Source organism: Pseudomonas sp. UBA6276, assembly GCF_002438365.1.
GTDB lineage: Bacteria > Pseudomonadota > Gammaproteobacteria > Pseudomonadales > Pseudomonadaceae > Aquipseudomonas > Aquipseudomonas coleopterorum.
Genome location: NZ_DJUS01000100.1, coordinates 1 through 18,979, shown reverse-complemented (window position 1 = coordinate 18,979; position 18,979 = coordinate 1). Strand labels below are relative to the sequence as shown.

Sequence of the window (18,979 nt, the reverse complement as noted above, 5' to 3'; positions counted from 1 at the left end):
TGGTAAATACAAACCGGTTTAACAAACCGGCCTAAATTATTGATTGATAGAGTAGTGCAGGCATAGCCCAACGGACGACCGCTGGTCGATTTCTGATCAATTGCTTCAGAGGCAAGCGCGCAGAACGCGGACCAGTTGCTGCGCTCGCGGGTCCATCAGTACATAGGGGCCCAGTGTATTCACGGCAAAGCCCAGGGCAACATCGTGCTCCGGATCGGCGAAGCCGACCGACCCCCCTGCTCCGGGATGACCGAAGGCACCGGCGCCAAGGCCGAAGGTGGCGTTGGCCACTGTCGGCTGATCGAGCATGCAGCCCAGACCGAATCGAGTTGGCGTCATCAGGGTCTTGTCCATGCCCAAGCTGTGTTCACGGGTCAGCTCTGCCAGCAGCTCGGGCTCGAGCAGGCTGCCATCGAGCAGGCCGGCGTAGAAACCGGCCAGACTGCGGGCATTGCCATGACCGTTCGCCGCAGGGTGCTCCATGCGGCGCCATTCCGGCTTGTTGGTGCTGGTCAGCACCGATGGCGGATTGGTGAAGGCGCGGGTGGCCATGGCTTCAGGTTCGCGCATGGTGACCTGCAACAGACGCTGGGCCGCTTCGTCGCCGACATTGCCCTTGCCACGGGCAATGTGTGCAACGCGGTGAAACTCCTCGTCGGGCAGCCCGACATGGAAGTCCAGCCCGAGAGGCCGGGCTACCCGCGCCATGATCGATTCGCCGGGGCCGCGATGATCCGCACGGCGCAGCAGCTCGCCGACCAGCCAGCCGTAGGTGATGGCGGCATAGCCATGGCCCGTGCCCGGCGGCCACCACGGCGTTTCCGCGGCCAGTGCGGCGGTCATGCGTGGCCAGTCGTAGAGCGCTTCGGGCGGTAACAGGTCACGCAGGGCCGGCAGACCGGCCTGATGGCTGAGCAGATGACGCAGGGTGATCGATTGTTTGCCGGCTGCGGCGAACTCCGGCCAGTACTGTGCCACCGGCGCGTCCAGCGCCAGCTTGCCCTCGGCGACCAGCTGCAGGGCGGTCACGGCGGTGAAGGTCTTGGTGCAGGAAAACAGGTTGAGGATGGTATCGCTGTGCCAGGCCTGGGCACCGTCCTTGTCGGCGGTTCCCGCCCACAGGTCGACAACCGTTTCCCCACCGATCTGGATGCACAGTGCGGCACCGCGCTCCTGGGGGTTATCGAACAATGCCGCGAACGCCTCGCGCACGGCTTCGAACTGCAGCTCGAAGTGACCTTGTATCTGCACCCTGACTCCCATCGACCGCGCGGCAAAAAATGAAGGGCATTGTTTCAGCGATTCAGCGCTTTGGGAACCGCTCTGCCAGGGAGAATTGTTTCATCTAGCCTGCACAGACCATCACGAAATTTCGCGGCGGAACGGTGGCAACGCATTGAGGATCGCCTTGCCGTAGCGCTGGGTCACCAGGCGCCGATCGAGCAGCGTGATGGTGCCGCGGTCCTGCTCGGTACGCAGCAGCCGCCCGCAAGCCTGGATCAGGCGCAGAGAGGCATCGGGCACGGCGATCTCCATGAACGGGTTGCCGCCACGCGCTTCGATCCATTCCGCCAGCGCCGCCTCGACCGGGTCATCGGGCACCGCGAAGGGGATCTTGGCGATGATCACGTGCTCGCAGTAGGCGCCTGGCAGGTCGACCCCTTCGGCAAAGCTGGCAAGGCCGAACAGTACGCTGGAGTCACCGCCATCGACCCGCGCCTTGTGCTTGTTCAGCGTTTCCTGCTTGGACAGGTTGCCCTGGATGAACACCTGCTTGCGCCAGTCGCGGTCCAGCCCGTCGAACACGTCCTGCATCTGCTTGCGCGAGGAAAACAGCACCAGCGAGCCGCGGTAGCCTTCCACCAGGTCCGGCAGGTCACGGATGATGGCCGCCGTGTGCGCCGCCGCATCGCGGGGATCGGCACGCAAATCGGGAACCCGCAGCACGCCTGCCTGCTCATGGTGAAAGGGGCTGGGCACGATGGCAGTCACCGACGCTTTCGGTATACCGGCGCGCATGCGGAACCGATCGAACTTGCCCAGGGCAGTCAGGGTGGCCGACGTCACCAGGGCGCCGTAGGCAACGTTCCACAGGTTGCGACGCAGCATTTCCGCCGCCAGGATCGGGCTGGCATTGACCTCGATGTCATAGAGCGCACTGCTGTCGGCCAGGGTCAGCCAGCGGGCCATGGGCGGGCTGTCTTCGGGGTCTTCGGCGGTGAACGCGGTCCATAGCTCCCAACTGCCCTGTGCGCGTGCCAGCAGGCTGCCGAACAGGGGGTACCACTCTTCGGCCTGGTGACTGGCGATGCCGACGTTCTTCTCGCCGTCCATACCTTCCTTGAGCAGCTCGCTCAGGCGGGTGAACAGATCGGTCAGCTTGGAGAAGCCCTTCTTCAGCTCGATGCCCATTTCCCGCATGTGCTCGGGAATCACACCGCCCACGAAGCGATGGCGTGGCCGTTCGCGGCCTTCCATGTCCTCGCCCGGCTTGAAGTCCGCCAGTTGCTCGCAGGCGCTGAACATGAACTGCTGCTGGGTCTTGATCTCGCGGGCCAGTTCCGGAACCTGCTCGATCAGGCGCCCCAGGTCGCCGGGCAGCGGATGCTGGGCTAATAGCTTGGTCAGGTTCTTGGCCGTGGTTTCCAGCCAGTCGGCCGTGGAGCGCAGGCGGCTGTAGTGGGCGAAGTGACCAATGGCCTTGTCGGGCAGATGATGGCCTTCGTCGAATACATAGACGGTGTCACGCGGATCGGGCAGTACCGCGCCACCGCCCAACGCCAGGTCGGCGAGCACCATGTCATGGTTGGTCACGATCACATCGACCTTGCCCATCCCTTCACGCGCCTTGTAGAAGGCGCATTGCTGGAAGTTCGGGCAATGGCGGCTGGTGCACTGGCTGTGATCGGTGGTCAGGCGTGACCATTGCTGGTCTTCCAGGGCCACCGGCCAACTGTCGCGATCGCCGTCCCACTTATTGCCGGCCAGTTTCTCGATCATGCTGGTGAACAGTTTCTGGCTCGCCTCGTCGACCTCGATCTTGAAGCCTTCCTCTTCGAACAACTGCGCGGTCGCGCTCTGCGCATGACCCTCCTGCAGCAGCACGTCGAGCTTGGACAGGCACAGATAGCGCCCACGGCCCTTGGCCAGAGAGAAGGTGAAGTTCAGACCACTGTTGCGCATCAGGTCGGGCAGGTCCTTGAAGACGATCTGCTCCTGCAGCGCCACCGTGGCCGTGGCGATCACCAGGCGCTTGCCGGCTGCCTTGGCGACCGGAATGGCGGCCAGGCTGTAGGCTACCGTCTTGCCCGTACCGGTACCCGCCTCGACCGCCACCACGGCCGGATCGCCGCTGCGACGACCTTCTTCATCGCAGGCGATGTCGCCCAATACCTTGGCGATTTCGGCAATCATCAGACGCTGGCCGTAGCGCGGCTTGAGGCTCTTGGCTTCGAGAAAACGCGTGTAGGCGCCCTGGATCGTGGTTTTGAGTTCGTTACTGATCATCGACTGGTCATGGCGAAAGGCTGGATATATTTTCAGTGTTTCTCATCGGGTCGCTATCATACCCTGCTCGACTTCGATGTGCTGGCTGGAGATAACCATGAGCGCCGACGGCGTCTTCCAAACCCTGCACGGGCTCGCTGCACTGATGTGGCTGGGCGGCATGCTCGCGACCTGGATGATCCTGCGCCCCGCCGGGCTTGCAGCGGCTTCGCGAGCTCGGCGCTTGACGCGCCTGGCGGATATTTTCCCACAGGTGTTCGGCTGGATCTGGGCAGCTGTGCTGATTCTTCCGATCAGCGGCGTCGCCCTGCTGCGCCTGCACTTCACCGGCTTCGAGACGGCGCCACGCGGTGTGCAGATCATGATGGGCCTGTACGTGATCATGGCGGCGCTGTTCCTGCGCATGCAGGGGCTGCAACTGCCCGCGCTGCGCAAAGCCGTCGCGGCCCAGGACTGGGCGGACGGCATGGCTGCCACGAAAAAACTGCGACGCCTGGCCATCGCTGGTCTGCTGCTGGGCCTGGCCGTCGTGGTGCTGGCCATGGCCAGACAGCTCAACGGCGTTTAAAAGCGCTGGACGCTCAATGTGCCCGCTGCGCCCGCCTCGCCGACACGTCCCGGCAAGCCCTCACGGCCCGACTTGCCGCCTTCGGCGCGGTACACCACGCAGCCCTTGGATTTGCCGCCGGCGCCTGCACGTCCCGGTACACCGGCTGCACCGCCCTGGCCGCCATCGGTGCGGACCTTGATCGATTCGCTGGCAAAGGTGGCCGGTACGCGCAGACGGACGTTGGCGCCAGACGCCCCCGGCAGGCCATCGCCACCATTGTCGCCATTGCCACCGCGTCCCGCCGCACCCCAGGTGCAGCCGGGCGCCTCGCCATTGCCGCCATCGAGACCGGCATAGCCATCGGCGCCCGCGCCACCGCGCGCATCGATGTTCAATTCCTGAGCGTTGAGCGATTGCAGCTGTACGTCGAGATTACGCCCCGCACGCGCCGCCTTCTGGTGAGTGCCCGGTGCCCCGCGGGCCAGGATCTGGCTGCCACTACCCAGTTCGGCGTGCTGCGCTCGCAGGCGCAGCTCCTGCTCGCCCGGCACCACGGCGATCCGTGCCTCATGCCCCAGGCGCAATTGCTCGACACTGAGGTCGGTCAGGTTGGCCGGAATCAACAGGGTGCCGTAATCCGCCACGTCCAGCCGTTGCAACTGGAGCACGCTGGAGCTAGCCGGCAGGCGCAGCAGGGAATGAGGTTCGACACTGACCGACTCGGCCAATGCAAGCGGCGCAAACAGTACTGCCAACAGACCCAGCTTACGCATGGCTAGCCTCGGTATCGAGCGGTGCAGGAATGGATTGGATATGAAAGATCCCGGCCAGCAGGATCTGCACGCGATCGAGCCAGGGATGGCTGCGCCCGCGCAAGCGCTTGTTGAAAGCGACGACTTCGATCACATGCAGCAGCAACAGCGTGCCGCCGGCCAGGTTGATCAATGCATGAAACGGTTTGACCATCGGCATGAACAGGTTGAGCAGCACCACCCACCAGAACAGCAGCGTCAGACATTTACCCAGAATCAGAAATCCTTTCATGTGCCCCCCAAGGCATCGGCTAGGCGCACATTAACGGCTGGGGGGTGGCGGTGACCAGAGGCCGGCAGGAAAAAGCTCTGTCGGCCTCTATTCATCAATGCGTCAGATGGATTTCCACGCGACGGTTCTTGGCGCGTCCGGCGTCGGTGTCATTGCTGTCGACCGGCTCGCTTTCGCCGCGGCCTTCGCTGCTCAGCTTGTCTGCCGCAACGCCTTGCGACAGCAGAAAGGAGACCACGCTGGCAGCACGCTGCTCGGACAGCTTCTGGTTGAAGGCATCGCTGCCGACGCTGTCGGTATGGCCGACGATCCTGACCGTGGCCACTTGGGAGGCCTTGATGCGCGAGGCCAGGGAAGTCAGTTCGGTACGAGCGCTGCCAGTGAGCTCGGCACTGCCGAATTCGAACGGCACATCGCCGGCATCGCTCAGGGTCACGACCTCGGGGATGTCCGCCACGGGTGGCTCAGGCGCCTTGGTGACCGCCGGATACACGGGCAACGGGCAGCCGTTGTGTTTGACCGGGGTGTTGGCCGGAGTATCGGGGCAACGGTCGCGGCGGTCGAACACGCCGTCTTCGTCCTTGTCGCCATCCTGGGCATAGCAGACCAGGCCAGCGGCTACGGCGCCCGCCAGACCGCCACCGGCAGCCCACGCGCCACTTTCGATGGCACCCAGGCCACCACCGGCCAGGCCGCCCAGCACGCTGCAAACCGGCCAGGTACGCGAATTCAGTGGAGATGCGCCATCACGGGTGGTACTGCAACCGCCCAGCACACCAGCGACCAGCAGAGCGGGAAGTACGGCCCGCGATAGATCTTTCAGCATCATTGAAGGCTCCTGAGTCGCCGGCGGGTGCCGGCAACTGAGAAGTAAAGCGTGCCGCCGGTCGATGTACAAGGCGACTGGCGGTCACTGGCAAAGGTTCAACGCTGGATGAGAATCTCGGTACGGCGGTTCATGGCGCGACCGTCTGCGGTGTTGTTGTCGGCGACCGGTTGAGCTTCGCCCATGCCCTTGACCGATACCACGCTGGCACGCGGCACGCCGCTGCTCACCAGGTAGTCAGTCACCGCCTTGGCGCGCTGCTCGGACAAGCGTTGGTTGTAGGCGTCTCTGCCAACACTGTCGGTATGACCGCTGACGCTCAGGCGCGCCGTGGTGGCCTCGGTTTTCAAGCGAGTAGCGACGGTATCGAGTTGCGCCCGGTCGGCGGCGGTGAGGGTGGCCTTGTCGAATTCGAAATGCACGTTGCGGATGACGATCGTTTCCTCCTTGGGCAGCGGTGCCGGTTCGGCGGCCACGGGCATCGGCGCTGGAGCGGGCGGTGGGCAACCGTTGGCGTCGACCGGTGTGCCCTTGGGCGTGCCGGGACACTTGTCGCGGCTATCCGGTACGCCATCACCATCCTCGTCGCCATCGCCATGCACCCAGCAATAGGCCGCGCCGACACCGGCCGCCGCTGCGCCGACACCGGCGGCCAGCGATCCGCTTTCGATGGCACCCAGCGCCGCGCCGGTCACGCCGCCCACGGCTGCACACATCGGCCAGTCGGTTTTCTGCAAGCCTGCGCAACCGGTCAGCACACTGCTGACCAGGATCAAGGGTAACGCCGTCCGAACTATGCTCATCTAGGTTTCTCCTCAGGGAAATCGGCGACAGGGGCCGATGTTCAGGGAGTAAAGACTGCCCAGGCCATATGCGCCAGCAATAAGCCATGTCGGGACGGCTCAATCAGTGCTGGGCCATCAGGCCGAGGCCCTATAATGTGACGGTCAAGACCGAGGAGTAGCAATGACCGACGCATTTTCTGCCCGCACCCCGCAACAGGCCCTGGCGGCCCTGCTCGAACGCCATGCGCCCCAGCGCCTGCTGCTGATCGGCGCCAGCGCCTTCCCCGCCTTGGCGGCGTTCGAGGCGGCGCACCCCGAATCCCAGGTCTCCAGAGCGGCACCCGGCCCCCTGCCCGCGCATCTGGCCGGACAGCGCTTCGACCTGGCGCTGGCGCTGGATTGCCTGGAACACCTGAGCAAGCCCGAAGGCACGCGCTTGCTGGCCGGCATCCGCAACCTCAATGCGAGCTGCATTGCCGTGCTGGCCGACCCGGTCGCCAGCGGGTGGAACGACACCGACTTCTACGCCCTGGCCCTGCAGGCCAGCGAGCGCTTTGCCCGTGACCAGCAGGTGCTCACGCTGTACACCTATGATGTGCGCGAATACAAACAAGTCCCGGATTGGCTCAACGCCAAGTTCTGGGCCAACCCGGAAAACTTCGGCAAGTATTGGTGGTGATATGAGCGTTTCAATCTGTCCGTGCGCAAGCGGCAATCTGCTGCCGGCCTGTTGTGGCCGCTATCACGAAGGCCAGCCGGCCCCCGACGCCCAGAGCCTGATGCGCTCGCGCTACAGCGCCTACGTGCTGGGCCTGGTCGATTATCTGGTGGCCACCACCCTGCACGCCCAGCAGGCCGGTCTCGACCGCCAGGCCATTGCCCAGTGGAGTTCGCAAAGTACCTGGCTGGGCCTGGAAGTCGTCGCGGCGGAAGTTTTCGGCGGCCAACCCGAACATGCCTTCGTGACCTTCAGCGCCCGCTGGCACGACAGCGCCGGCGAACACTGCCACCGCGAGCGCTCCGCCTTCGTGCAGCACGACGGCCGCTGGTACTTCATCGACCCGACCGTGCCGCTCAAGGCCAGCCGCAACGACAGCTGCCCCTGCGCGAGCGGGCAGAAGTTCAAGAAGTGCTGCGCCAGCTACATCAGCCAATGACCCTGAGATGGGAAATGTCCGGCACCTGAATGCTTTCCTCGTGCCGCAACTGCCCCATGTCGCTGCCTGCGGGCGCCAGGCTGAACTGTTGCAGGTTGAGGTTCGGCGCACGTACTGCGGGCTTGTCCTCCTGCAGATCGGCGCCCACCTCGGCGATGGCGAAATCGGGGGCGTCGACGGCCACGAACGCCGCCATGTAGGCATCGCGCGGCACGACCTCGGCGCGGCGTGCCACGGCCATGGGTTTCTGGCCGAAGTCACCTGCCGCGGCGGGCGCGGTCATGATGATTTCCTCGATCTCCTGGGCCATCTCATCGATGCTCGCCACCGCGCCTGCGCGCGCCAGGGCTGCGCGGTACTTTTCCGCCGCCTGGGCGTCAAGGTTGTTCTTGAGCACTATTCGGCGCCCGGAAAACAGCAGCTCGATACGCTGGGCATCGGCCTTGAACAGGGTCGCCAGGTTGCTCTTGACCTGATCCAGCGACGCGCCAGGCACGCATTCACCGCTGAAAACGATCTCGTACAAGCTCATGGCAACTCTCCTGGCGTGACACCGTTGCCGGCAGTGGGGATGGGCAGCTAGATGCCGAAGGGCCAGCACCGTGACGGTGATTATGGACCACGATGTTTCGGCGCAACAAGCTCGCTCTTGTCATGCGCACGGGCCTTGTTAGACTCAGGGCAAATCCAGAGGTCCGCGCCATGTCCGCTTGCACTCTCGTTCTGCGCAGCATCGGCTTGCTCTCAGTGCTGGCGCTCACGGGATGCGCAACCTGGTTCACCGGCAACTACGAGGACCCCAAGGTGCACCTGGTCAAGGTCGAAGTGGTCAAGGCCAACCTGCTGCAGCAGCGCTTCATCCTCCGGTTTCGCATCGACAACCCCAACCGCCGCAGCCTGCCCGTACGTGGCATGAGCTACAGCGTGCGCCTGGAAGACATGCTGCTCAGCGAAGGCGAGACCAGCGACTGGTTCAGCGTGGCCGGCAGAAGCGGCGAATACTATGAAGTGCCGGTGCGCACCAACCTCTGGCAACACGTGCGCGAGTTGTCCAAGCTGCTCAAGCATCCGGATCGACCGATCCGCTACGAGCTGCGCGGCGAACTGCGTACCGGCGTGCTGTTCGGTCACGATGTGGTACTCAATCACACCGGCGAAATCAACGCCCGCGGCCTGTCCGGCCACTGACCATCGCAAAGATTATTGGCGCAGCCCTTCTATTCCAGACCCAGGGTGAGATAATTCCGGCCAATTTCAATCACGGAGCTCCCCCGATGTCCCAGCAACCTCACGTGCACGGTCCTGACTGCAACCACGATCACGACCATCACCATGAGCACGACCACGGTCACGTGCATGGCCCGCACTGCAATCATGCTCCGCAGGAGCCGGTGCGCAATGCCCTCAAGGACGTCGGCCGCAACGATCCATGCCCATGCGGCAGCGACAAGAAATTCAAGAAGTGCCACGGCGCCTGAGACGAGCCTGTGCGTGAAGGGGCTGCGTTCTGGCAGTCCCCTCTGTAACCCGACACCTGGCCCAAGTCTGACCGCGGCGCATACTGCCCGTGAGCGGCTCGACCCAGGCAAAAATAACCCCCGCCAGACGCTTGCGCCCCGCCTTCTCCCTCTCTAACGTAGCGCCTTTTACGCCAGCCCCCGCAGGAGCTTCGCCATGGCCTCGCCCGCCCGTTCTTTCTTCACGCCCAAGTTCGGCTGCGCCGCCGTGGTGACCGGCATGCTCAGCCTGACTGGCTGTCAACAATGGCTGGGCGGCTCAGCCGAACAAAGCCTGCCGCCCAGCGTGGGCGTACAGCCGCTCAAGGGTCTGGCGCAGAACGTCTCGGTGCGGCGCAACGGCCTGGGGATGCCGCTGATTGAGAGCAACACCTTCCACGACGCCCTGTTTGCTCAAGGGTATGTCGCCGCCAGCGACCGTATCACCCAGATGGTACGCATGCGTCTGCTGGCTCAGGGGCGCCTGGCCGAGCTGGACGGTGCCGATGCACTGGACACCGACCGCCTGCTGCGCAGGATCAACCTGAAGAAGAACGCCGACCAGCTGTACGCCGCTGCATCACCGCGGCTCAAGCGCTTCTTCGATGTGTACGCGCGGGGCGTGAACGCCTATCTGTTCCGCTATCGCGGCAAGCTGCCAGCACCGCTCAGTGGCTACACCCCCGAATACTGGAAGGCCGAAGACTCGGCGCTGATGTTCGCCCTGTGGTCGTTCAGCCAGTCGCTCAACCTGCAGGAAGAGCTGGGCTCGCTGGCACTGGCGCAGAAAGTGGGCACCGACAAACTGGCCTGGCTGCTGCCGGTCTATCCGGACGAGAGCCTGCCGTTCACCGAGGCCGAGAAACTCAAGGGTGTGTCTCTGGGCAACTCGCTGACCCATGTGGCGGGGCTCGGCACTTTGAACCATGAACTCGAGCGGCTCGGCACGGCCAGCTCCAGCAACTGGGCCATCGCCCCGCAACGCGCGCGGTCCGGAAAAAGCCTGTTCGCCAACGATCTACATGCCGCCACTGCGGTACCCTCCGCCTGGAGCTTCGTCCAGCTGCGGGCACCGCGTTATCAGGCCGCGGGCGTCGCCCTGGCCGGTCTGCCGGGCGTGCTCACAGGCTTCAATGGTCAAGTGGCCTGGGGCATGTCGGCCGTGATGGGCGACAACCAGGATCTATTTGTTGAAAAGGTCAAAAGCGAAGGCGGCCGCGTGCTGTATCAGTCCAACGGCAAATGGCAACCGGCGCGGGTACGTCAGGAAACCTTCCTGGCCAAGGGGCAGCGGCCACTGCGCGAAGCCGTGTACGAAACCGGACATGGTGCCCTGCTCAACGACCTCGCCGGCCTATCGGCCAGCGGTGGCTATGGCTTGGCCTTGCAGCTGCCGGACCTGACCGAAGACAAGAGCCTGGACGCCCTGTTCGATCTGTCGCGCGCCAGCAATGTCGAGAAGGCCTCGGATGCCAGCCGGCAGATCCGCGCGGTGGCTACCAACCTGCTGTTCGCCGACGCCAACAGCATCGGCTGGCAAGTCACCGGCCGTTTCCCCAATCGCCTCGAGGGCAAGGGCATGCTGCCCTCCCCTGGCTGGGATGGCCGGTATGACTGGGACGGCCTGGCCGACCCGATGCTGCATCCCTACGACCAAGACCCGCCGCAGGGCTGGCTGGGGACCGCCAACCAGCGCATCGTGCCGCCGGGTTACGGTATTCAGCTGTCCAACGGCTGGTACTACCCTGAGCGCAGCGAACGCCTGGCCGAACTGGCCGGCGCCGGCAAGCAGGACACCCGCAGCATGATCGCCATGCAGTCCGACCAGACCACCCCGTTCGCCGCCAAACTGAAGAAGATGTTTCTCGCACCTGGCATGGCACAACCGCTTAAGAGCGCCATCGACGCCCTGCCCGACGCCGATCGCACCAAGGCCCGGGAGGCCTACACCCGGCTGATGGCCTTCGATGGCCGGCTGAGCGCGCAATCCGCCGACGCCGCGTTGTACGAGCTGTTTCTGCAACAAAGCATGCAGCGCACCTTCCTCGACGAACTGGGGCCGGTCGACAGCGCCGCCTGGAAGGCCTTCGTCGCTCAGGGCATGGCTTCCTACTCGGCCCAGGCCGACCATCTGCTGGGCCGCGACGACAGTCCGTTCTGGGACGACGTGAGCACGCCTCAGAAGGAAGACAAGCCTGCCATCCTGGCCCGCAGCCTGGCTGCGGCGGTCACGGCTGGCGAGACACAACTGGGCGCCGACCGCAGCAAATGGCAGTGGGGCCGCCTGCACCGCACCAGCTGGACGGACGCCGCTGGCCAGACGGTACGCGGCCCGGTGGCCACTGGCGGCGATCACACCACGCTCAATGCCGCGGCCTACCGGTGGGGCGACAGCTTCGACAGCGCGTCGATACCGGCCCTGCGCATCGTCGTCGACTTCGCCCAGACCGAACCCATGATCGGCCTCAACAGCAGCGGGCAATCCGGCAATCCGGCCAGTGCCAACTACGCCGATGGCATCGATGCCTGGCTCAAGAATCAGTACGTCAGCTTTCCGATGCAGCCGCAGAACTTCGAGAAGGCCTATGGCATCAAGCGACTGACGCTGACGCCGCAGAAGTAACCGCCTCAACGGCCCATGACGGTCCCCCCCCCACTCGGGCGGGGGCTGATCATTGCCCTGGATCCTGGGCTATGGGGAAGAACACCCCACCGCTCCACACCCCCAGCCAACCGTCACGCACCACCGCCAACTCGACGAGACGATAGAACACGTTGCGGTGAATGCGCGCTTCCAGGTTGGTACGCACCCGTACGTAGGGCGAAGGCTCCTGGCTGCAGGGGTCGATGTCCACCCGCAGCGGATGCTCCTCACCCGTATCGAAACTGTCTTCGACATTGCTGGTGAAGCGCAGCGTCTGCTGCTCGCCTTCACCCGATATCTGCATGTCGACGGCCACGAACGGCGCGTCATCGACGACGATGCCCACCTTCTCCACCGGCGTGACCAGGACGTACTCGTCGCCATCGCGGCGCAGAATGCCCGCGAACAACTTGACCATCGCCGGCCGACCGATCGGCGTGCCCTGATAGAACCAAGTGCCGTCGCGGGCAATGCGCATGTCGATGTGCCCGCAGAAATCGGGATTCCACAGGTGCACGGGCGGCAAACCCTTTTGGGTGGTGGGAATGTGCGCCAGCAAATCGTCGGCCTTGCCCGTCATGCCTGTCTCCTCAGCGGCTTACGCCCAACAGGCTACGAGCGTAGTCCTCCAGAGGCGGGCCAAGCAAATCTTCCGGTTTGTTGTCATGCATCGTCAACAGTCCGCCACGGCTGCGGATGGTGGCGGTGTCGATGAGGTAGTGAGTGCTGGTTTCGATGAGCATGATCTGGATCACGCTGCTGTCGACGCCGAGTCGATCCAGGGCCTCTTGGTCGGCCCACTCGTCCGTGTTGCCGATGCGGTCGTCGGCACGGGCAAAACGGGCATAGAGCAGGTAATGCGCACCGGCATTGCGGGCTTCGCCCATGGCTTGTTCCAGGCCCAGCGGTGCCGGGGCACGGCGTACCAGGGGAAAGTACTCGACGAAGGCTTCGAACGCTTCTTCGGCGACCACGTTGGGCCTGGGGTAGGCGCCGCCGGGAGGCACGAACGAGCCTTGGGCGATGTAGATGAACGAGTCGGGCTGCACGCGCAGGTTATTGAAGCGGCGGGTTTCGCTGTGGTTCAGCACGCCTGCATCGCTCAAGTGGTAGCGAGCGCCCTCGCCCAGATCACTGACCTTCATGCAGCCGCTCAACGCCAAGAGCGCCAGCAGCACGACCAGGTTACGCATGCATCCTCCAGAGCCGGCGACAAGATCCCGGCGATTGCCTGGCTGATGCAGCTTCTGCGCCAGTTCGCGAAGCTGGGGAGTGCCCAGGCTCAGGATTCCTTGGGACCCGGCAGTTCCGGATCGCGCTTGCGCTTGTTGCCCATGCGCACGCCGATGTCCATCAGGAACTGGAAAAAGCCTTCCTGATCTTCCAGCACATTGCTCCAGAACGGCGAGTGATACAGCGCGACCGCGCCGTGCACCAGAGCCCAGGCTGCGCAATAGTGGAAGTACGGCGGCACATCCTCCAGCTTGCCTTCGCTGATCCGTCCCTCGATGAGGAAGGTCAGTCGCTCGAAATTGGACGCGCGAATCGTATGCAACTGCTCGACGAGTTCGGGCACCTGATTGCCTTTGACGACCTTCTCTTCGAGCCTGTCGAACAGTCGGTAGCGCTGCGGATCGCGCATGCGGAATTCGAAATAGGCGCGGGACAAGGCTTCCTTGTCGCGATCGATGTCGGCCGAATGCAGCAGTGCGTTCAGATCGCGCTCGTAGTCGAGCATCAGGCGCAGGTAGATCTCGGCCTTGGATTTGAAGTGCTTGTAGATGGTGCCTTTGCCGATACCGACGGTGTCGGCGATCAACTCGACCGTGACGCTGTCTTCGCCCTGCTCGAGAAAGAGCGCAAGCGCGGTGTCGAGGATTTCCTGCTCACGGCGGCGAAACTCACGGACCTTACGAGGTTCTTTTTGCATAGGAAGGACTGGATCGAAAGCGAAGGCCGTCATTATGCCTGTATGAGGTCAAAATGCACGGATCATCCGAAATCTCTGGCGTTATGGCGGATATGCCACACAACCCCGAAATCGGTGCTGAGCAACCTTGCGCGTATTCCAAATACGTTTAAGAAAACCCGCATGGGCACTGGCGCCCGACGGGCGCTCGACGATACTCAAGGAGTCGTCGCGTCATCTCCCCCAATGACGCGTCGGCAAGGCGTCGATGGACCACGCGCCTGTAGTGACTCCTAATGGTCTTGACCCGGGATTCTCCCCCCAGAGCCCGGGTTTTTTTTGCCTGCGCAACGTTCAGGCCTGACGACGAACCCGTGCCAGTGGGAACAGCCGGCAAAAGTTGTCGGTGGTGCGCTCGGCCAGGCTTTCGAACGTCTCGCCCCGGACCGTGGCGATGCACTGCGCCACTTCACGAACGTACTGCGGCAGGTTGGACTTGCCACGGTAGGGGATGGGCGCCAGGTAAGGCGAATCGGTCTCGACCAGCAGGCGATCGGCAGGCACCTGGCGGGCGACTTCGCGCAGGGCATCGGCATTGCGGAACGTCACGATGCCCGACAGCGAAATGTAGAAGCCCAGGTCGAGGGCAGCCTTGGCCATGTCCCAATCTTCGGTGAAGCAGTGCAGTACGCCGGCCTGGGGCAACTGCGCCTCGCGCAACAGGGCCAGGGTGTCGGCACGCGCGCCGCGGGTATGCACGATGACCGGTTTGCCGGTCAGGTTGGCCGCCTGCAGGTGCAATCGGAACGATGCCTGCTGCAACTCTGCGGCCTCGGGTTCGTAGTGGTAATCCAGGCCGGTTTCGCCGATCGCCACGACGCGGGGATCATCGAGCTCGCCCAGGAGCCAGTCCAGGACCGGTGGCTGCCCGGGTGCCAGGTCCAGGGGATGAATGCCGACCGAGCAATCGACATCGTCGTAGCGGCCGGCCAGGGCCTTGACCGCTGCAGCATTGTCGGCGCTCACGCCGATGCACAGGAAGTGGCCGACACCGCAGGCGCGCGCGGCATCGAGCGCGGTGTCCAGGCAGCCGTTGTGTTCGGCGAGGTCGAGGCGATCCAGGTGACAGTGGGAATCTACAAGCATGAGGATAGGACAACTACATCGTGTGAGTGGGACGGTCGGACTTCAAGGCACCGGCCAGGTAGGTTTCGATCTTGTTGCGCGCCGTGTTGTCGCCATCGTTGAACTGCACGCCGACTCCGGCAGCGCGGTTGCCCTGGGCGCCCTTGGGGGTGATCCAGGCCACGCGGCCAGCGACCGGAATCTTTTCCGGCTCGTCCATCAGGTTGAGCAGCATGAACAACTCATCGCCCAGCTTGTAGCTCTTGCTGGTGGGGATGAACAGGCCACCGTTCTTGATGAACGGCATGTAGGCGGCATACAGGACGGCCTTGTCCTTGATGGTCAGGGACAGAATGCCGTTGCGCGGTCCGGGACTGACGGGTTGATTCATTCGTGCTCCCTTACTGGTGGTCGATTTTTGTGGCCACGGTTGGCAGTGCCGCGTTGTATCGGAAAAATCCCGTGCGCCCTGACGCGGCTTGCGCCGCTGCTACACATTCACATGCAGGCTGCATTTGGCCGCCCCTGTAGCAGCGGTGCAAGCCGCGTCCGGTATCGCTGCGGTCTTTCAGACAAACTACCGCCAGCGGCAGCAGCGTGCGATCACAATGCACCCATCACCGCTGCCCCGGCAAGGCCATCCAGGACACCAGCAGGGCTTCGATCAGCAATACCCGATTCAGGTTGGCCTTGGCCAGAACCTTCTGGCGCTGCATCAGCACCCAGTCCTGAATGGCCAGCACCTTGTCCTGAGTGCTCTTGTCGGCCAGATATTGCAGTACCTTGCGCATGTCGCTCAAGCCCAGGCCCTGCTCGTCCGCCGTCAGGCGATAGCGCAGCAGCAGGTTCGACCACTCGCAGAACCAGTCGAACAGCAGCAGCAACGGTACACCGCTCCAGGCGTTGGCCAACTGGCTGGGCGTCTGCTGCCCTTTCAACAGCTTCTTCACCCCATCGACGACCAGCGCCCGCTGCTCGACGATCCCCGCAGCCTGCAACCTGACGGCGGCCAGAGGCGAGCCGGCAGCCAGGGCCAGCAGATCGGCGCGCGCGCTTTCGTCCACGTCCGGCAGCGCCGTGGCCAGCCATTGCAGGCTGACTGCCTGGCTCGGCAGCGGGCAGGCCTGCTGCACGCACCGGCTCTTGACCGTAGGCAGCAGGCGGCTGGGCTGATGGCTGACCAACAGCAACACGGTATTGCCCGAAGGCTCTTCGAGACTCTTCAGCAAGGCATTGGCCGCGTTGATGTTCATGGCTTCGGTGGGCTCGATCAACACCACCTTGCGCCCACCCAACTGCGCCGTCTGCACCACGAACGCCACCAGTTCGCGGACCTGGTCGACCTTGATCGCCTTGTCCGCTTCCTCGGGTTCGAGGATGAAGTTGTCCGGATGACTGCCGGCGTGCAGCAGCAGACAGGACTTGCAGGCGCCACAGGCCTGCTGCGCGGCGGGACGCTGGCACAACAGCAACGCCATCAGCCGCTCGGCCAGGGCACGCTTGCCGATACCCTGCGGCCCGTGCAGCAGATAGGCATGGGCATGCTGGGTGCGTCCGGCGAGCTTGTGCCACAGGTCGTCTTGCCAGGGGTAGGCTTCAGCCACGCGGCAGGCCTCGCAGTTCGGGCAGCAGTGCATCCAGCGCCTGCTGAACCTGCGCCAGGCTTTGCCCGGCATCGATCACACGGTACCGCGAAGGCGCCGCAGCGGCGCGCGCCAGGTAAGCAGTGCGCACAGCTTCGAAGAATGCTCGACCCTCTTGCTCGAAGCGATCCAGACGGCCCCTCGCGCTGGCACGGGCCAGACCGATCTCTACTGGCAGGTCGAACACCAGCGTGAGGTCCGGGCGCAGGTCTCCCTGAACGAAGGTTTCGAGCTGGGCGATGCGTTCGTGGGAAAGCCCGCGACCGCCGCCTTGGTAGGCGTAGGTGGCATCGGTAAACCGATCGCACAGCACCACCGCACCGCGCGCCAGCGCCGGGCGAATCACCTGAGCCAGGTGTTGGGCCCGTGCGGCGAACATCAACAGCAGTTCGGTATCCACGCACATGGTTTCGTCGCTGGGTGCCAGCAGCAGTTCACGGATACGTTCGGCCAACGGCGTGCCGCCCGGTTCGCGGGTGAGTACGACGTCCAGCCCACTGGCGCGCAATCGCTCGGCCAGGTATTCGCGGTTGGTGCTCTTGCCCGCGCCTTCCGGCCCTTCCAGGGTAATGAATAAACCGGTCACAGAGTGTCCTTGCAAAGTCATTGAGCGGGCGCCTCGGCGGCGTCCGGCTTCTCTTGTGGCTCGCGCGTGCCGGTCTCGCTCGGCGCCGCCGCGGGCGCGGGGCTTGATCGATAATCGGCGCGGCGTTTGAGCTGGTACTCACGCACGGCAGCGTTGTGGGCATCCAGATCGTCGGAAAAGACATGGCTGCCGTCGCCGCGCGCAACGAAATACAGGCTGCTGCCGGAAACTGGGTTGAGCGCGGCGTGAATCGCTTCGCGGCCCACCATGGCGATGGGTGTAGGCGGCATTCCGGCGATCACGTAAGTGTTGTAGGCCGTCGGCTCGCGCAGGTCGGCGCGGGTCAGCTTGCCGTTGTAGCGTTCGCCCATGCCGTAGATCACGGTCGGGTCGGTCTGCAACAACATGCCTGCCTTGAGACGACGTACGAAGACGCCAGCGATCTCGCCGCGCTCCTGAGGCACACCGGTTTCCTTCTCTACCAGAGAAGCCATGATCAGCGCTTGATAGGGCTCGCTGTACGGTGCGCTGGCGGCGCGCTCGGCCCATTCGCTGGCCAGCACCTCTTCCAGTCGCCCGTAGGCCTGCTGCAGCAGTTCGACATCGCTCATACCGCGCACATACTTGTAGGTGTCCGGGAAAAACCGGCCTTCGGGAAACACCTTGGGGTGGCCGATGCGCGCCATGACTTCACTGTCACTGAGGCCTCCCAAGGTCTGCTCGAGCTTTTCCTGGCGCGCCAACGCGGCGCGCACCTGACGGAAATTCCAGCCCTCGACCAGGGTCAGGCTGTACTGCACCACTTCGCCGCGCTGCCAGACATTGAACAGCTCGTTCACGGTCATGCCCGGGGTCAGGCGGTATTCGCCGGTGTGCAGCGGCTGCCCGGCGCGATTGAAGCGCCAGTAAAGACGCAGCCAGAAGGCATCCCGCAGGGTGCCCGCTGCCTCCATGCGCAGGATCGTGCCGCCGGGGGTCGCGCGGTTGGGTACATCGAGCAATTGTTCTTGAGTGACGGCCAGCGGCTGGTTCAGGGCGCTGTCGACTTTCCAGGCCGCCACGCCCGCTGCCAGTACGGCAACCACGATGAGCGTCTCCAGCAACAGCAGAAATTTACGCTTCACAAATCAGGCATCCAATAGCGCGTGGGCAATGCCTTGCAGTTTACGGGTGAGCGGACCCGCCGGCCACCTCAGTGACGTGAATGCGCGCACAGGCCACACGCCGTAGACGCTATTGCACACGAAGACTTCCTCGGCCCGTGCCAGGTCCGCTGGCCACAGGTCGTCCACGACAACCTCCAGACCCAGGCTTGCGGCCTGCTCCAGCAGTTCGGCACGCATCACCCCGGCCACGCCACAGCGCTGCAGGGAAGGCGTGTGCAGCACTCCGTCGATGACCAGAAACAGATTGCTGTAGACCCCTTCGACCAAGCGCCCGGACATGTCCAGCATCAAACCTTCGGCGAAGCTCGGGTCGCTCCATTCGGCGCGTGCCAGGACCTGTTCCAGGCGATTGAGGTGCTTGAGTCCGGCCAGCAACGGCTGCTCGGCCAGGCGCGTACTGCAGGGGTAGAGTTCCACGCCCTGCGCGCCGTTGGCCTGCGGATAGGCAGGGCTTGGACCGCCTTGCAGAATACGTCGCGCACCGGCCTGCGGATCGGGCGCGTAACCTCGGGCACTGTCGCCACGGGTGACGATCAGCTTG

The 18,979-nt window shown here is 64.2% G+C and carries 22 protein-coding genes; 6 read left to right on the top strand and 16 right to left on the bottom strand.

The features are described 5' to 3' along the window. Positions 1-105 precede the first annotated feature (105 nt). On the bottom strand, positions 106-1,251 hold the full coding sequence (locus B2V21_RS11340; protein WP_286916895.1) for a serine hydrolase domain-containing protein: 1,146 nt from the start codon (positions 1,249-1,251) through the stop codon (positions 106-108). Between the two features lie 111 nt (positions 1,252-1,362). Continuing rightward, on the bottom strand, positions 1,363-3,507 hold the full coding sequence (dinG, locus tag B2V21_RS11335) for an ATP-dependent DNA helicase DinG (protein WP_090359652.1): 2,145 nt from the start codon (positions 3,505-3,507) through the stop codon (positions 1,363-1,365). A gap of 97 nt (positions 3,508-3,604) precedes the next feature. On the opposite strand from dinG, the gene B2V21_RS11330 reads away from it, so the two are divergent. After that, positions 3,605-4,075, top strand: a complete 471-nt coding sequence (locus B2V21_RS11330) for a DUF2269 family protein (RefSeq protein WP_122743702.1) — start codon at positions 3,605-3,607, stop codon at positions 4,073-4,075. On the opposite strand, the gene B2V21_RS11325 is transcribed toward B2V21_RS11330, so the two are convergent. The 4 genes from B2V21_RS11325 to B2V21_RS11310 all read right to left on the bottom strand — a co-directional run bounded on the left by B2V21_RS11325 (position 4,072) and on the right by B2V21_RS11310 (position 6,730). Beyond that, entirely contained in the window at positions 4,072-4,830 is a 759-nt protein-coding gene (locus B2V21_RS11325; protein WP_282345711.1) for a collagen-like protein, read from the bottom strand. The genes B2V21_RS11330 and B2V21_RS11325 overlap by 4 nt on opposite strands. Next, positions 4,823-5,101: a DUF1145 domain-containing protein gene (locus B2V21_RS11320; protein WP_049862209.1), complete on the bottom strand. Its 279-nt coding sequence runs from the start codon at positions 5,099-5,101 to the stop codon at positions 4,823-4,825. The genes B2V21_RS11325 and B2V21_RS11320 overlap by 8 nt, the downstream gene beginning before the upstream one ends. 94 nt (positions 5,102-5,195) lie before the next feature. After that, the gene (locus B2V21_RS11315; RefSeq protein WP_286916911.1) at positions 5,196-5,924 is read right to left on the bottom strand and encodes an OmpA family protein; all 729 of its coding nucleotides are present in this window, start codon (positions 5,922-5,924) and stop codon (positions 5,196-5,198) included. 101 nt (positions 5,925-6,025) lie between these two features. Next, positions 6,026-6,730, bottom strand: a complete 705-nt coding sequence (locus tag B2V21_RS11310) for an OmpA family protein (RefSeq protein ID WP_049862210.1) — start codon at positions 6,728-6,730, stop codon at positions 6,026-6,028. Between the two features lie 163 nt (positions 6,731-6,893). Between B2V21_RS11310 and B2V21_RS11305 the strand changes: the two genes are divergently transcribed. Both B2V21_RS11305 and B2V21_RS11300 read left to right on the top strand, forming a co-directional pair. Then, entirely contained in the window at positions 6,894-7,391 is a 498-nt protein-coding gene (locus B2V21_RS11305) for a DUF6231 family protein (RefSeq protein WP_286916894.1), read from the top strand. 1 nt (position 7,392) lies between these two features. Then, the gene (locus B2V21_RS11300; RefSeq protein ID WP_056843816.1) at positions 7,393-7,869 is read left to right on the top strand and encodes a YchJ family protein; all 477 of its coding nucleotides are present in this window, start codon (positions 7,393-7,395) and stop codon (positions 7,867-7,869) included. Here B2V21_RS11300 and B2V21_RS11295 read toward each other — a convergent pair. Beyond that, positions 7,859-8,401 carry a hypothetical protein gene (locus B2V21_RS11295; RefSeq protein WP_286916893.1) on the bottom strand — a complete coding sequence of 181 codons (543 nt, stop codon included), beginning with the start codon at positions 8,399-8,401 and terminating at the stop codon, positions 7,859-7,861. The two genes, B2V21_RS11300 and B2V21_RS11295, sit on opposite strands and share 11 nt — an antisense overlap. Before the next feature lie 170 nt (positions 8,402-8,571). Between B2V21_RS11295 and B2V21_RS11290 the strand changes: the two genes are divergently transcribed. The 3 genes from B2V21_RS11290 to B2V21_RS11280 all read left to right on the top strand — a co-directional run bounded on the left by B2V21_RS11290 (position 8,572) and on the right by B2V21_RS11280 (position 11,988). Then, complete coding sequence (locus tag B2V21_RS11290; RefSeq protein WP_134723387.1) at positions 8,572-9,057, top strand: LEA type 2 family protein; 486 nt, start codon at positions 8,572-8,574, stop codon at positions 9,055-9,057. 86 nt (positions 9,058-9,143) lie between these two features. Next, a complete protein-coding gene (locus B2V21_RS11285) occupies positions 9,144-9,347 on the top strand; it encodes an SEC-C metal-binding domain-containing protein (RefSeq protein ID WP_082223728.1) in 204 nt (67 codons plus the stop codon). 196 nt (positions 9,348-9,543) lie between these two features. Continuing rightward, entirely contained in the window at positions 9,544-11,988 is a 2,445-nt protein-coding gene (locus B2V21_RS11280; RefSeq protein ID WP_286916892.1) for a penicillin acylase family protein, read from the top strand. 49 nt (positions 11,989-12,037) lie between these two features. Here B2V21_RS11280 and B2V21_RS11275 read toward each other — a convergent pair whose 3' ends face one another. From B2V21_RS11275 to pabC, 9 genes are all read right to left on the bottom strand, one after another. Beyond that, entirely contained in the window at positions 12,038-12,589 is a 552-nt protein-coding gene (locus B2V21_RS11275; RefSeq protein ID WP_286916891.1) for a DUF1285 domain-containing protein, read from the bottom strand. Between the two features lie 10 nt (positions 12,590-12,599). After that, the gene (locus tag B2V21_RS11270) at positions 12,600-13,202 is read right to left on the bottom strand and encodes a DUF4823 domain-containing protein (protein ID WP_049862224.1); all 603 of its coding nucleotides are present in this window, start codon (positions 13,200-13,202) and stop codon (positions 12,600-12,602) included. 89 nt (positions 13,203-13,291) lie between these two features. Then, a complete protein-coding gene (locus B2V21_RS11265) occupies positions 13,292-13,939 on the bottom strand; it encodes a TetR/AcrR family transcriptional regulator (protein ID WP_049862225.1) in 648 nt (215 codons plus the stop codon). A gap of 333 nt (positions 13,940-14,272) precedes the next feature. After that, positions 14,273-15,064 (bottom strand): TatD family hydrolase, encoded by a 792-nt coding sequence (locus tag B2V21_RS11260; RefSeq protein ID WP_286916890.1) that lies wholly within the window; start codon positions 15,062-15,064, stop codon positions 14,273-14,275. Between the two features lie 13 nt (positions 15,065-15,077). Next, positions 15,078-15,434 carry a PilZ domain-containing protein gene (locus B2V21_RS11255; protein WP_043185228.1) on the bottom strand — a complete coding sequence of 119 codons (357 nt, stop codon included), beginning with the start codon at positions 15,432-15,434 and terminating at the stop codon, positions 15,078-15,080. A gap of 226 nt (positions 15,435-15,660) precedes the next feature. After that, positions 15,661-16,647 (bottom strand): DNA polymerase III subunit delta', encoded by a 987-nt coding sequence (locus tag B2V21_RS11250; RefSeq protein WP_286916889.1) that lies wholly within the window; start codon positions 16,645-16,647, stop codon positions 15,661-15,663. Next, the gene (gene tmk, locus B2V21_RS11245) at positions 16,640-17,272 is read right to left on the bottom strand and encodes a dTMP kinase (protein ID WP_122743712.1); all 633 of its coding nucleotides are present in this window, start codon (positions 17,270-17,272) and stop codon (positions 16,640-16,642) included. The genes B2V21_RS11250 and tmk overlap by 8 nt, the downstream gene beginning before the upstream one ends. A gap of 17 nt (positions 17,273-17,289) precedes the next feature. Then, positions 17,290-18,396 (bottom strand): endolytic transglycosylase MltG, encoded by a 1,107-nt coding sequence (gene mltG, locus B2V21_RS11240; RefSeq protein WP_049862236.1) that lies wholly within the window; start codon positions 18,394-18,396, stop codon positions 17,290-17,292. A 3-nt stretch (positions 18,397-18,399) separates the two neighbouring features. Continuing rightward, positions 18,400-18,979 (bottom strand): aminodeoxychorismate lyase (pabC, locus tag B2V21_RS11235; protein WP_286916888.1); only part of this gene is annotated, 580 nt, incomplete at its 5' end.